A 14528-nucleotide genomic window follows, 5' to 3' on the forward strand; every position below is an offset into this window, starting at 1 on the left:
TTAGAGAGCGGCCCAGTCAACGGCTTCGTGCCAACGCTCAACAAGACGCTCCAGACGCCAGGCGGCATTGGCGGGACTCGTCGAGGGCAGGACGATGGCGGGCAGCCCGGTGCGTTCTTGTAGATAGCGCTTGTAGAGCCGGCCAGCTGTACCTCCGTTGCATATCACCTGCTCAATGGGAGCTGCGCCGGTAATGCGCTCGATATGTGCCGGCACAACGTTGCGAATGCTCGCGTCACTCGAGCCCTTAATGTCACAGCTCTCGATCACGTCCCACAGGGCCACGCCGCCGTTCAGCAGCATGGAGCGCTTGGCGACAATCGAGGCGTCGAGCGTCGCAGGCTCACCGCTTGCCAAAGGGTCGCCCTCGTTGGGCGGCACGGGCACACCGAGGCATGCGGCCATCACGCGCCAAAAGCGATTCTGAGGGTTACCGTAATAAAAGGCATTGGCACGCGAAAGCACCGAGGGAAACGACCCGAGCACCAAAACGCGCGAGCGCTCGTCAAACACGGGTTCAAACCTATGCTCAATATGTTGATAGCCCTCGTCCGGCGCGGCCACGAGCTAGGCCCTCAGCAGATAGCGCACCTCGTAGGGTGCAAGCTCAAGGGTACCCGTCAGCTCGACCGTGGGAGCATCGTCGGCAAGCAGGTCGACGAAGGAGCCGTTGAGTTCGCCGGCTCCAAAGGTATAGGGCTCGTTCACGGCATTGACCGCCACAAGCACCGTCGCGTCGTCGCAGGCGCGCTCGAACAGCAGCTGCTTGTTCTGGATCACCACGTTGCGATAGGCACCGTAGTTGAGAGCACGGGCCGCCGCGTCGTCGGCCGAGCGCAGGTGCGTGAGCTGCTTGATGAAGGCCGTCAGCTCGTTGGGCGCAGGCTCATCGAGCGCAGGTCGCAGCGCCCAGTCGCCATCGGGGCCGCCCTTTTCGCCAGCAATTCCCCACTCGCTACCGTAATAGACGCACGGAATGCCTGGCATGCCAAACAGCATGCCATAGGCGGGGCGTAGGCAAGACTTGTCGGTAAGGATGCTCGCCAGGCGCGGCACATCGTGGTTGTCGACAAACGACAGCAGGTGTTTGCCGCGGTAGATGCACCACGGATCGCCGCCAAACTGGCGATGCAACGAATGGGCAATCTCGAACATGTTGACCGAATTAAAGCTGGAGTAAAGGCCCTTGTAGCACTCGTAGTTGGTGCAGGAGTCGAGCATCTCGTCGTTGACAATCTGGTTGTAGTCGCCGTGGAGCGTCTCACCGATCAGCACAAAGTCGGACTTGAGCTCACGGGTAAAAGTATGCAGGCGGCGCATAAAATCGCGATCGAGCATATAGGCGACGTCCAGGCGCAGACCGTCGACGCCAAAGACTTCGGCCCAGCGGCGCACGGACTCAAGCAGGTAATCGACCACAGCGGGATTTTGCAGGTTGAGCTTCACAAGCTCAAGATGGCCTTCCCAACCCTCGTACCAAAAGCCGTCACCATAGCAGGAGTCGCCGTCAAAGCTAATGTGGAACCAGTCCTTGTACGGCGAGTCCCACTTACGCTCCTGCACATCGCGGAAGGCCCAAAAGCCGCGACCGACGTGGTTGAAGACGGCGTCGAGCACCACGCGGATGCCGTGGGCGTGCAGCGTCTCGCATACGGCGGCAAAGTCGGCATCCCCACCCAGGCGGCGGTCGATATGGCGCAGGCTGCGCGTATCGTAGCCGTGGCTATCAGACTCGAGCGGCGGGTTGATCAGCACAGCGCCAATACCGAGCTCTTGCAGGTAGTCGGCCCATTGGGCGATTTTCATGATGGGCGCATCGGGGTTGGGCGCGGCGTTGGCAGCCTGGGCGAGCTCATCCTCGGCAACGGGTGCAGCGTTTTCGCGCGGAGCCCCGCAAAAGCCCAGCGGATAGATCTGATAGAACGTCGTCTCGTATGCCCACATAGCACCCTCCCGGTAAGCGCAACACAACGACATCCATTGTATGCCCGGCTTGGATCCTCTTCCCCAAAATAAGTTGCGGTGGAATAGTTCCTGCTTGGGCCTTCAGAAGCCTTAAACAGGAACTATTCCACCGCAATTGATGAGGGAACGTGATTAGGCGACGGGCTTGGCGCGGCGTATGGCTGGGAATAGCACCGTGATGGCGAGGATGACGCCTACGACGGCGATCGCCCCGCCCACGAAGCCGATCCAGGCGATACCGGGGCCCGACACCACGGCGCCACCAATCGCCGTGCCCGTGCCGATACCCAGATTGAACAGGCCCGAGAAGATCGACATGGCAACGGCCGACGAATCCGCCGGCGTGTACTTGATGAGCTCAGCCTGGAACGCCACATTGAAGGCCGTGGCGCAGCAGCCCCATAGCGCGCAGACGGCAAGCACCAACACGAGCGCCGAGGCTGCAGGAGCCATAAGCAGCAGAGCCGCCGGCACGCCGGAGAGCGTAATAGCCAAGAACGGGAAGCGATGCCCATCGAACAGGCGGCCAAACAGCCAGCTTCCGAGCAGACCAGAGCAGCCAAACGCCGTCAGCGTCATGGTGATAGCGCCCGCGTCGACGTGCGCGACCTGTGCCAGGAAGGGCTCGATATAGCTGTAAGCCGCGTAGTAGCCGGTCGCCATAAAAACCGTGACCGCGTAGAGCGCGATCAGGAGCGGGTTCTTGAGCAGCTCGGGCAACTGTTTGACGGTAAAGCGCTCGCCCGCCGGCATGGCCGGGAACACGGTCGCCTGGTAGACGACCGCGATGGCCGAGAGGACCCCGACCACGGCAAACGTCATGCGCCAGCCCACGGCCAAGCCAATAGCGCGACCGAGGGGCAGACCAAAGATCTGCGCGATGGACGAGCCCGTAGCGATCATGCTGATGGCGAGCGCCCCGTGGCGCGTGTCGACCAGGCGCGAGGCCATAATCGAAGCGACCGACCAGAACACGGCATGTGTGCAAGCGACCACCAGGCGCGCACAGACCAGGATGGGATAAGTCGGCGCCACAGCGGACAGGAACTGACCGAGCGAGAACACGGCAAGCACGCCCAGCAGCATCCGCTTAAACTCGAAACGCGAAGCGAACACCATGAGCGGCAACGACAGCAGCATGACGCCCCAGGCATAGACCGAGATCATGATGCCGGCTTGGGACTCGGTGAGCGAGAACGACGCGGCGATGTCAGTCAAAAGACCGATGGGCATAAACTCCGACGTGTTGAACACGAAGGCGCAGCAGGTGAGTCCGATGAGCGGGAGCCACTGCTTGAGCGTGATGCCGTCTTGCCTTGCCTGAGTCATATATAACGTCTCCAATCGTTTTGAGCGGAGGCGATTATATAGCAACGGCCCCGCATCCGTCAGCAACAGATGCGGGGCCGAAAACAATTCGATACACAGAGGTTGCGCCGTCAATAAATAACTAAGCCAACCCCAGCAATATACCTGCCGAATGCACGACAAACGCCACGATCCAGGCGACCGTCACCTGAAACGCGAACACGGCAACGGCATAGCGCGCGCCCAGCTCGCTCTTGACGGCGCCGATGGACGCCACGCACGGCGGGTACAGCAGCGTAAAGACCAAGAACACGTAGGCGGTAAACGGCGAAAACATGGCTGACAGTGCCACGGGAGAGGTTGCGCCCAAAAGCACCGTGAGCGTCGAGATGACGCTCTCCTTGGCAATGAGTCCCGTGACGAGTGCCGTCGAGGCGCGCCAGTCGCCAAAACCGAGCGGGGCCAACACCGGCGCGATAATGCTACCCAAACCGGCAAGTAGACTCTGCGACTGATCGGCGACCACATTAAAGCGAATGTCGAACGTCTGAAGGAACCAGATGACCACGGTAGCAGCAAAGATAATGGTAAAGGCTTTGGTAATAAAGTCTTTGGCCTTATCCCATGCCAGCATCACCGTCGTCTTGACGCTCGGCAGGCGGTAATTGGGGAGCTCCATGATAAACGGCACCGGGTCGCCCTTAAATGCCGTGCGGTTGAGCACCAGGGCGGCAATGCAGCCGACCACGATGCCGATCAGATAGAGCGAAACCATGGCGGGAACTGTCGCCTGCGGGAAAAACGCTCCGCACAGCAGACCGTAGACCGGCAACTTGGCCGAACAACTCATGAACGGCGTGAGCATGACCGTCATCTTGCGGTCGTGCTCGGATGGGAGCGTACGGGTCGACATGATAGCCGGCACGGTGCAGCCAAAACCGACGAGCATGGGCACGAAGCTGCGGCCCGACAGACCAAAGCGACGCAATACCTTATCCATGACAAAGGCCACGCGCGCCATGTAGCCGGAGTCTTCCAGAATGGAGAGGAACAAGAAGAGCACGACGATAATCGGCAGGAAGGTCAGCACGCTGCCCACGCCCGTAAGCACGCCGTCGACAGCCAACGAGCGCACCACGTCGTTGGTGCCGAACGCTTTGAGACCCGCATCGGCCGAGGCGATGATGGCAGCAATGCCGTCCTCCATAAGTCCCTGCAACGCCGCGCCGATCACGCCAAACGTCAGCCAAAAGACAAGGCCCATGATCACCAGAAACGCCGGAATGGCTGTGTAACGACCTGTCAGGATGCGGTCGATCTTGACGGAGCGCACGTGCTCGCGGCTCTCGTGCGGCTTGACGACGCAGCGCCCGCACACGTCGCCGATAAAGCTAAAGCGCATGTCGGCCAGCGCGGACAGGCGGTCGGTGCCGGCCTCGCCCTCCATCTGGGTAATGATGTGTTCGATGGCGTCGAGCTCGTTGCGATCCAGGTGAAGCGCCTCGGTCACCAGCTCGTCGCCCTCAACCAGCTTGGTCGCCGCAAAACGCACGGGAATGTGCGCCGTCGCGGCATGGTCCTCGATAAGGTTGGCGATGCCGTGAATGCAGCGATGCAGCGCGCCGCCGTCCGGACCATCGGGCGCGCAGAAGTCCAGGCGACCGGGGCGCTCGCGGAACCGCGCCACGTGCAAGGCATGATCCACCAACTCGCCAATGCCCTCGTTGCGGGCAGCACTAATGGGAACAACAGGCACGCCCAGCAGGCTCTCGAGCAGGTTGACGTCCACGGCGCCGCCGTTGGCCGTCACCTCGTCCATCATGTTGAGCGCGATGACCATGGGTCGATCGAGCTCCATAAGCTGCAGTGTCAGGTACAGGTTACGCTCGATGTTGGTGGCGTCGATGATATCGATGATGGCGTCGGGGTGCTCATCCAGGATAAACTGGCGGCTTACGATCTCCTCGCCCGTGTACGGCGACAGAGAATAAATGCCGGGCAGGTCGGTAACGCTTGCCTCGGGGTGGTTGCGGATGGTGCCATCTTTGCGGTCGACCGTCACGCCAGGAAAGTTACCGACATGCTGGTTGGAGCCCGTCAGCTGGTTGAACAGCGTGGTCTTGCCGCAGTTTTGGTTGCCGGCGAGGGCAAAATGCAGCGGTGCGCCCTCGGGCACGGCCGTCTTTGCCGCGCGGGGCGAATACGTCCCCTCGCCCAGGGCCGGATGCTCCGTCGTGCCGATTGCGGCGTTAGCGCGCGGACCCGTATCGGTGTCGTGAATGCCCACGAGCTCGATGCGAGCGGCATCGTCCTTGCGCAGCGTCAACTCATAGCCACGCAGGCGAATCTCGAGCGGGTCGCCCATAGGGGCGTACTTCATCATGGTGACTTCGGTGCCCGGCGTTAGGCCCATGTCCAAAATATGCTGTCGGAGTGCCTGATCGTCCGATGCCACCGATGCGACAACGGCATCCTTTCCAATCTCGAGTGTATCGAGCCTCACGTCCGCGTTCCTCCCCCGGCGCCCACAGGGCGTTGCATTTTGTTTATCTTGGCTAACCGTTTGCCATGGCTAACCATTTAACCACGCATGATAGCGCGAACACATAGTGACGTTCAATTAACAGATTGCCGCCCTGGCGGGCTCGCAGCGTCAAGTGGTTACGCGGTTTGGTAAAACGCCGTAACTAAAACCCGTGGCGCTCCAGGAAGCGGAAGGCCAGGCGGATCCAGGGACGGACTGCCACCTGCTTGTCCTCGTTGTCGACCGCGGTGTTGGCGTTGCCGAGCGAAAGGCCGTGACCGCCCTGGTCAAAGACGTGCATCTCGCAAGCGACGCCCTCCTCGGCCATGCGCTGCGCAAACGGATAGACCTGCGCGATCGGCGCCGTCTTGTCGTCGGACACGCCCCACACAAAGGTCGGCGGCATCTGACGCGAAACATGCGTGGTGGGGCAGATGTCGGCCAGATGCTCGTCAGTCGCCTCGCCACCCGTCACCATCGACAAATAGTCGTTGAGCAAATCGCGCCCCGTCTTGCCGCCCGTCTTTGGCACGCGCAGGTCGATGCGCGGGTCGCGCGTCTGCATGTCGCGCACATAGGCAAAGTCGAGCAGCGGATAGCCCAGCACCACGGCATCGGGACGAATGTCGTCCGGACGCGCCCCGGCAAGTGCCGCGAAGGGGCCGGTCTTCCACTGTGTTGCCAGCGAGGCGCAGATCATACCGCCCGCCGAGAATCCCACGACGCACACGCGCTTAGGATCGACATGCCACTCGTCGGCGTTGGCGCGCACCGTGGCGACCATCTTGGCAAGATCTGCCTGGGGGTGCGGAAAGCTCACGTCACCCGTAGAACTCGTGACATAGTTGAGCACAAAGGCCTGGTGGCCGTGATCCAAAAACGCAAAAGCCACGGGATCCTGCTCATGCGGAGCGATATGCGTAAACGCACCTCCGCCACAGATAATCACGGCAGGGCGGCGACCATTCGGTTTATCGGGCAGCGGCTCGGCACCCAAATACGTAAACGTCGCCGGATATTCCTCGGTCGGCTCCTCGCCCCACAGGGCATGGTTCTCGACAATCATATGTGCTCCCTTCGCGCAAATTATGTGCCCTTGTTTTTCGCCTTCAAGCGTACCCCACTTGAACCCGTGGCGCAGAAACACTCCGACAATAAGTTTCCCTTCAACTGATATATCACATAATCCCAGTTCAGAGGTATCGTTGAGCAGCGTAAAATAGGGGCGTTGACCAAGCCGCGAAACACATGCGAAACGTTTCCGGCAAACCAAACGCGCGATATGCGCCTATTTAAGTTGGAGGCAACTATGGGTCTGCTCGATTCGCTTAAGTCCACCTTCACCTCGACCGGCGAGGCGTCCGTTCCGCCCGCAGCAAGCTTCGCCACCCGCGAAGGCGTCATCTATGCCCCCGTCAATGGCGTGCTCGTCAACCTGGACGAGGTTCCCGACGAGACGATCGCCTCGGGCATGCTTGGCCAGGGCTATGGCATCGAGCCCATTACCGGCACCATCTATGCGCCCGCCAACGGCCGCATCGGCGCCACCACCGTCACCAACCACTCCATTGGCATGATCACCGAGGACGGTCTTCGCGTGTTCATCCATGTTGGCCTGGGCACCGTGGAAATGAACGGCAAGGGTTTTGCCCGCTTTGTCGAGATGGGCGATGTGGTCAAGGCAGGCCAGCCGCTCATCAGCTTCGACCGCGAGGCCATTAAGGCCGCTGGCCACGAGGACATCGTGACCGTCATCGTCTCCGAGCTCGATCGCCTTAAGAGCATCGACCATGTCGGCGAGTCTGGAACGCTTATCGGCGGCAACCCGCTCGTCAAGCTGGGCGACCCGCTGCTGGTAGCCAAGACCAAGTAGCCAGGCCCCGCGCCACACAGCCAAAAGACACCTCGTCAAGCGCCCGCGACCATTTGGCCGCGGGCGCTTTTCGTTTGAAAAACCATCCCGCCAATGCCTTATCTGTATAGCCCAAATGAGCCGAGCTGCTAGAATATCGAACTGTATGGATAACTATCATTCAACCGTTATGGGAGGATACGTGAACCGCACCAAAATCGCGCAGCTCTATGCCGATGCCGAGTCGCTCGGCGGCCAGACCGTCACCGTCGCCGGCTGGGTCAAGTCCGTCCGCGACATGAAGAACTTTGGCTTTGTTACGCTCAACGACGGCAGCTGCTTCCGCGACCTGCAGGTCGTCATGAACCGCGAGGCACTCGACAACTACGACGAGATCGCCCATCAAAACGTCTCGGCCGCACTCATCTGCACCGGCACCGTCAAGCTGACCCCCGATGCGCCCCAGCCTTTCGAGCTTTCTGCCACTTCCATCGAGGTCGAGGGCACGAGCGCCCCGGATTACCCGCTGCAGAAGAAGCGTGCAACCGTCGAGTTCCTGCGCACCCAGCAGCACCTGCGCCCGCGCACCAACCTGTTCCGCGCCGTGTTCCGCATCCGCTCTGTCGCGGCTGCCGCCATCCACCGCTTCTTCCAGGAGCAGGGCTTTGTCTACGTCAACACCCCTATCATCACCACGAGTGACTGCGAGGGCGCCGGCGAGATGTTCCGCGTGACCACGCTCGACCCCAAAAATCCGCCCCTCACCGAGTCCGGCGAGGTCGACTGGAGCCAGGACTTCTTTGGCAAGCACGCGAGCCTCACCGTGTCCGGTCAGCTCAATGCCGAGAACTTTGCCATGGCCTTTGGCGACGTGTACACCTTTGGCCCCACCTTCCGCGCCGAGAACTCCAACACCACGCGCCATGCCGCCGAGTTTTGGATGATCGAGCCCGAGATGGCCTTTGCCGATCTGAACGACTACATGGATAACGCCGAGGCCATGCTCAAGTACGTCCTTAAGGACGTTATGGCCACCTGTCCCGACGAGCTCAACATGCTCAACAAGTTTGTGGACAAGGGCCTGATCGAGCGCCTGGACCATGTCGCCAACTCCGACTTTGCCCGCGTCACCTATACCGAGGCCGTCGAAATCCTGGAACAGGCCGTCGCCGCCGGCCACAAGTTTGACTACCCCGTGAGCTGGGGCATCGACCTGCAAACCGAGCACGAGCGTTTCCTGACCGAGGAGCACTTTAAGCGCCCGACCTTCGTGACCGACTACCCGGCAGAGATCAAGGCCTTCTACATGCGCATGAACGACGACGGTAAGACCGTCGCCGCCGCCGACTGCCTGGTGCCGGGTATCGGCGAGATTATCGGCGGCTCCCAGCGCGAGGAGCGCCTGGATCTGCTCGAGGCCCGCATCAAGGACCTGGGCATGAATCCCGAGCAGTACAAGTACTACCTTGACCTGCGCCGCTACGGTTCCTGCAAGCACGCCGGCTACGGTCTGGGCTTCGAGCGCTTGGTCATGTATCTGACCGGCGTGGGCAACATCCGCGACGTCCTGCCGCACCCGCGCACCGTGGGCAACGCCGACTTCTAATCGTCGGACGTTAGCTCGCGTCGCCACACGCCAACGCTCATCGCACAAGCGTCTCTCGACATCGGTCGAGAGACGCTTTTTTCAACAGCATCCGTCAAGCTTTTGGCAAGTTTTTGGTCAGTTGAGCAGGGCTGTTGAAAACTCGACCCGCCGTTTGCCGACGACTACCGACCGCCCAGAGCGCCCTGCGCCCCTGGGAAAGCCCCGCGTCCTAGGCTCCATACCGTCGCCACCCAAAACGGAAAGGACGTGGGCACGATGACCGAAGCCGCTGTTGAAACCTACGACACCACGACGAGAGGCGCCGCCTCGATGGCAGCCTATCGCGCCGTTCGCATCCTGCAGCTCTTGGGCGAAAACACCGGCGAAGACAAGGCCATGCTTTCCGATGAGCTGATCCGGCGCCTCGCCCATCCCGACGACCCCGCCCGCATGCCCATCTCGGCGGCGCGGCGCAGCATCTACACTGCCATCTCCGCGCTTCGCCATGCCGGATACGAAATTGAGTACAAACGCGGCGTGGGGTATCGGCTCTTGACCCGTCCGCTCACCGACGAAGAGATCATCCGGCTCCACGGCATGGTCATGCGCAACCGCTCTACGCCCATTGCCATTCGAAAAAGCATGGCTCAGCACTTGGTCGCCATGGCGAGTGCCGACGTTCGCGGCTACCTCGATGCACCCGAGCCTGCTCCAAGCGCCGGTGGCAAATCCACCAAGGCCACGCGCACGCCCGTCAAGCGCATCGACACCTGCGAGCTCATCGAGCAGGCCATCGACCACGGAACCACGGTGAGTTTTGATATTTCGAGCGTCACGACACGTGGCGAAACCGAAGTAGCACGGATGACACTCCGCCCCTTTGCCATCAAGCAACGAGACGGCATCTCGTATTTGCTGGGAACGGTCTATGACGCCCGAGGCGCCGATGACACGCTGCGTACCGTAGAGATTGGCCGGATGAGAAACGTCACCACGCGTCTCCTCGACGGCAAGAAGCTCTTCGCCGCCCTGGAGGAGGACGACGCCTCCGCCGCATAAGAACCTCCGCCGTCCATTCGACTACCCGTACCGCCCATCCGGTTCTGTATTAAAAAACCCGCCAGGTTATTGTAAAAATGGACATCCGCGCTACTATAGTTCCACTTGCACTTTGCTTGAGTGCAGTGTTTCCAGCCATTTCTATACTGGGGGTAACGATATGAAGGACATCACCATCAGCCGCAGGAGCCTTCTGGTCTCTGCCGGCCTGCTCGCGCTCGCTCCGCTCGCCGGATGCGGCGGCAACTCTGGTTCCGGCTCTGCTGCCGCCGGTTCCGACTACACCGTCGGCATTCTGCAGCTCACCGAGCACTCCGCACTCGACGCCGCCAACGACGGCTTCGTCAAGGCCATCAAGAAGAGCGGTCTAAAGGTCAAGATCGATCAGAAGAACGCCCAGAACGACCAGTCCACGTGTAAGTCCATCGCCGACAAGTTCGTGGGCGATGGCGTCGACCTGATCTATGCCATCGCTACGCCCGCCGCGCAGGCCGCCGCTGGCGCCACCGCCGATATCCCCATCGTGGGTTGCGCCATCACCGACTACGCCGCCTCGGGCCTGGTCCAGGACAACGATAAGCCCGGCACCAACGTCACTGGCGCCTCCGACCTCACCCCGGTCGCCGAGCAGCTCGAGATGATGCAGAAGGTCCTGCCCGACGTTAAAAAGGTCGGCTTGCTCTACTGCACCGCCGAGTCCAACTCCGACGTCCAGATCAAGGCCGCCAAGAAAGAGCTCGACAAGCTGGACCTGGAGTACACCGACTTTACCGTCTCGAGCTCCAACGAGATCCAGTCCGTCGTCGAATCTGCCGTGGGCAAGGTCGACGCGCTGTACTCCCCCACTGACAACACCATCGCCGCGGGCGCCTCGCAGGTCGGCCAGATTTGCAAGGAGAACAAGCTTCCCTACGTGACCGGCGAGGAGGGTATGTGCATGGCTGGCGGCCTGTTCACCCTCTCCATCAACTACGAGGATCTGGGCTACGCCGCGGGCGAGATGGCCGTCAAGATCCTGAAGGGTGAGGCTAAGCCCGAGGACATGCCGATCAAACACCTCTCGAGCAAGGACCTGGTCGTCGTCAAGAACGACGAGATGGCCGAGGCCCTGGGCATCGACCTCTCCGCTCTGGACGCGTAGCGTCATGCGCGGCAATGCATCTAGAGCCCGCGCTCGCGCCATAGCCGCGTTATTCAATATCTGAGCCACGTGGGCGGACGTCGTAGACCGACGTCCGCCCTGCTTGTTACGGATGAGACAAAACATCCGACCGCAGCTCTTTCATACATTGTTACCGCTATCATGGTGACTCACGTGTCCACCCTATCCTAGGAGGTATGAAGCATGCTCATTGCATTGCAGGGCGCCATTTCGCAGGGCGTCCTCTGGGGCATTATGGTGCTTGGCGTGTTTATCACGTTCCGCCTGCTCGACATCCCCGATATGACCTGCGACGGCAGCTTTGCCCTCGGCGGCTGCGTCTGCGCCGTACTCATCGTCAATAACAACGTCGACCCGCTGCTCGCCGTGCTGGCCGGCATGTGCGCCGGCGCCATCGCGGGCGCGGTCACGGGCATTTTGACCACGGTCTTTGAGATTCCCGCGATCCTCGCCGGAATCCTCACCCAGATCAGCCTGTGGTCCATCAACCTGCGCATCATGGGCAAATCCAATACGCCCATCCTTGCCAAGGGCACTATCTTCTCGTCTGTCAGCAACATGACGGGCCTGCCGCAGTCCACCGTCGCCATCATCCTGGGCATCTTGCTCGCTGTGGCTATCGTTGCCATCCTGTATTGGTTCTTTGGCACCGAGATCGGCTCGGCGCTTCGCGCCACCGGCAACAACGAGTACATGATTCGCGCTCTGGGCGTCAACACCAACTCCACCAAGATGATCGCCCTCGTGCTCTCCAACGCCCTCATCGGCCTTTCGGGCGCGCTCATCTGCCAGAGCCAGAAGTACGCCGACATTGGCATGGGCACCGGTGCCATCGTTATCGGTCTTGCCGCCATTGTTATCGGCGAGGTGCTCGGCCGCCTGCTGCCCGGCGGCCTCACGCAGTTTAGCGTCCGTCTTGCCTCCGCCGTCTTTGGCTCCGTGGTGTACTTCCTCATCCGCGCCATCGTGCTGCAGTTGGGCATGGACGCCAACGACATGAAGCTGCTTTCCGCTGTGATCGTCACCGTGGCCCTGTGCGTGCCCGTGGTTTGGGAGCGCTATAAGCTCCGCAGCTCCTACACGAAGGGGGATGAGGCAGATGCTTAAGCTCTCACACGTCAAGAAGACCTTTAACAAGGGCACCGTCACCGAGAAGCGCGCGCTCACCGGCGTCGACCTCACCCTTAACGACGGCGACTTTGTAACCGTGATTGGCGGCAACGGCGCCGGCAAGTCCACGCTGCTCAACATGATCGCCGGCGTGTACCCGCTCGATTCGGGCGTTATTGAGCTCGACGGCACCGACATCTCGCGCCTGAGCGAGTCGCAGCGCGCCAAGTACCTGGGCCGTGTGTTCCAGGACCCCATGCGCGGCACCGCAGCCGACATGCAAATTGCCGAAAACCTGGCCCTCGCCAAGCGCCGCGGCCAGCGTCGCGGTCTTTCGTGGGGCGTCACCAAGGCCGAGAAGGACGAGTACGTTGAACTGCTCAAGCGCCTGGACCTCGGTCTGGACACGCGTCTCAACGCCAAGGTCGGCCTGCTCTCGGGCGGCCAGCGCCAGGCACTCACCCTGCTGATGGCCACGCTCACCAAGCCGCGCCTGCTGCTGCTCGACGAGCACACGGCGGCCCTCGACCCCAAGACGGCCTCTAAGGTGCTCAACCTGACCGAGGAGATTGTCGACGAAAACCATCTGACCACGCTCATGGTTACGCACAACATGAATGACGCCATCCGTCTGGGCAACCGTCTGATCATGATGCACGAGGGCCATGTGATCTACGACGTGGCCGGCGACGAGAAGAAGTCGCTCACCGTAGCCGACCTGCTGCAGAAGTTCGAGGAGGTCTCGGGCGGCGAGCTCGCCAACGACCGCATGCTGCTGAGCTAAAACCTGCCAATAAGGGACAGGTTTATTTTGGCAGGTTTTATCTGCGCAAACGTCAAAACCGCCGCAAAGGAACAGATACCTTTGCGACGGTTTTCGCATATCATGTCGATAATCCAGCGTCAGCAGGAACCACTGGTTAAGAACTAAGGAAACTGCCATGAGAAGACTCCTTCCCCGTCTTGCTTGACCGCCGCACTCCTTGCCGGCGTGCTCGCCGGCGGCCCAGCTTACGCCACCGCGGCCACCCCATCTCAAGTTATCGGCCCGTCCGATGTGATCGGACGGGCTTTTTGGTGGGTATCATGGTTGAATGATCATTAGGAGGTTTTCCCTACATGGAATTGTTTGAACCGATTCTTCATTTCTTTGAGCAGCGCTGGGTCCACAACATCATCTGGGCCGTCATCTTGGTAATAGTCACCGCCATCGCCGCCAAGGTGGCATCCAAGACCCTGCGCCACCTACTCAACCGAGACGACAACCCGCTTCCCGCATCGAGCATCTTCATCAACATCGCGCGTGCCGTCATTTGGATGATCGGCGGCAGCTTTATCCTCGACAACTGCTTTGGCATTAACGCAAACGCGCTCGTCGCCGCTCTTGGCGTCGGCGGCATCGCCATCTCGCTCGGCTTTCAGGACACGCTATCAAACCTTATCGGCGGCATGCAAGTGACCTTTATGGGCATCATCAAGCCCGGCGACAATATCGAGGTCGGCGGCGTGTCGGGCGTGGTCCAGGACATCACTTGGCGCCACACGACCATCGAGGACGCCTGCGGACAGACCATCATCGTCCCCAACTCCAACATCTCCAAGAACACACTCGTGCACCTCATGCCCTTTGGACGCGTTGTCGTTCCCGTCGCGGTGAAGGACACGTCAAAGTGGGACTCGCTCGATGCGCTGGCAGACGAGCTCGCCTGTGCCACCAAGGTCGCCGTTTCACCCATCTCGGGCTTTGACAAGGAACCCTACGTGCTCTTTAGCGAGATCGGCGACTTTGGCATTAAGGGTAAGATCATCTTTATCGTCAGTGACGACAGCACCACCTTTACGGCAGCCGACGCCTGCATCCGCGCCATCGCCCCCATCATCGCCTAAAACCACCGCAAAGGGGACAGGCACCTTTGTGGTGGTTTCGCATCGTGGTACCATGGTTCATATCGTTGTTTAA

The 14528-nt window shown here is 60.8% G+C and carries 12 protein-coding genes; 7 read left to right on the forward strand and 5 right to left on the reverse strand.

Going from position 1 to position 14528, the window contains the following annotated elements; translation table 11 throughout:
* From ACGHEN_RS08415 to ACGHEN_RS08435, 5 genes are all read right to left on the reverse strand, one after another.
* Positions 1–564 (reverse strand): uracil-DNA glycosylase family protein, encoded by a 564-nt coding sequence (locus tag ACGHEN_RS08415; protein WP_390398737.1) that lies wholly within the window; start codon positions 562–564, stop codon positions 1–3.
* A 3-nt stretch (positions 565–567) separates the two neighbouring features.
* On the reverse strand, positions 568–1944 hold the full coding sequence (locus tag ACGHEN_RS08420; protein WP_390398740.1) for an alpha-amylase family glycosyl hydrolase: 1377 nt from the start codon (positions 1942–1944) through the stop codon (positions 568–570).
* A gap of 153 nt (positions 1945–2097) precedes the next feature.
* Positions 2098–3294 (reverse strand): MFS transporter, encoded by a 1197-nt coding sequence (locus ACGHEN_RS08425; RefSeq protein ID WP_390398742.1) that lies wholly within the window; start codon positions 3292–3294, stop codon positions 2098–2100.
* 121 nt (positions 3295–3415) lie between these two features.
* Complete coding sequence (gene feoB, locus ACGHEN_RS08430; protein ID WP_390398744.1) at positions 3416–5776, reverse strand: ferrous iron transport protein B; 2361 nt, start codon at positions 5774–5776, stop codon at positions 3416–3418.
* A 184-nt stretch (positions 5777–5960) separates the two neighbouring features.
* A complete protein-coding gene (locus ACGHEN_RS08435) occupies positions 5961–6863 on the reverse strand; it encodes an alpha/beta hydrolase (RefSeq protein WP_390398747.1) in 903 nt (300 codons plus the stop codon).
* Positions 6864–7106: 243 nt separating this feature from the next.
* Here ACGHEN_RS08435 and ACGHEN_RS08440 point away from each other — a divergent pair, with 243 nt between their 5' ends.
* From ACGHEN_RS08440 to ACGHEN_RS08470, 7 genes are all read left to right on the forward strand, one after another.
* Complete coding sequence (locus tag ACGHEN_RS08440) at positions 7107–7670, forward strand: PTS glucose transporter subunit IIA (RefSeq protein WP_022093882.1); 564 nt, start codon at positions 7107–7109, stop codon at positions 7668–7670.
* Positions 7671–7851: 181 nt separating this feature from the next.
* On the forward strand, positions 7852–9255 hold the full coding sequence (gene asnS, locus ACGHEN_RS08445) for an asparagine--tRNA ligase (RefSeq protein ID WP_390398749.1): 1404 nt from the start codon (positions 7852–7854) through the stop codon (positions 9253–9255).
* Between the two features lie 258 nt (positions 9256–9513).
* Entirely contained in the window at positions 9514–10296 is a 783-nt protein-coding gene (locus ACGHEN_RS08450) for a hypothetical protein (protein ID WP_390398751.1), read from the forward strand.
* 160 nt (positions 10297–10456) lie between these two features.
* Positions 10457–11437, forward strand: coding sequence for an ABC transporter substrate-binding protein (locus tag ACGHEN_RS08455; protein ID WP_390398753.1), 981 nt, complete (start codon positions 10457–10459; stop codon positions 11435–11437).
* Positions 11438–11641: 204 nt separating this feature from the next.
* Positions 11642–12565 carry an ABC transporter permease gene (locus ACGHEN_RS08460; protein ID WP_390398755.1) on the forward strand — a complete coding sequence of 308 codons (924 nt, stop codon included), beginning with the start codon at positions 11642–11644 and terminating at the stop codon, positions 12563–12565.
* Positions 12558–13352 (forward strand): ABC transporter ATP-binding protein, encoded by a 795-nt coding sequence (locus ACGHEN_RS08465; protein WP_022093887.1) that lies wholly within the window; start codon positions 12558–12560, stop codon positions 13350–13352. Before ACGHEN_RS08460 ends, ACGHEN_RS08465 begins: the two co-directional genes overlap by 8 nt.
* 335 nt (positions 13353–13687) lie before the next feature.
* The gene (locus tag ACGHEN_RS08470) at positions 13688–14455 is read left to right on the forward strand and encodes a mechanosensitive ion channel family protein (RefSeq protein WP_117635370.1); all 768 of its coding nucleotides are present in this window, start codon (positions 13688–13690) and stop codon (positions 14453–14455) included.
* Positions 14456–14528: the final 73 nt, after the last annotated feature.

Origin of the sequence: Collinsella sp. i06-0019-1H4, assembly GCF_042849575.1 — a bacterium.
Taxonomy (GTDB): Bacteria; Actinomycetota; Coriobacteriia; order Coriobacteriales; family Coriobacteriaceae; genus Collinsella.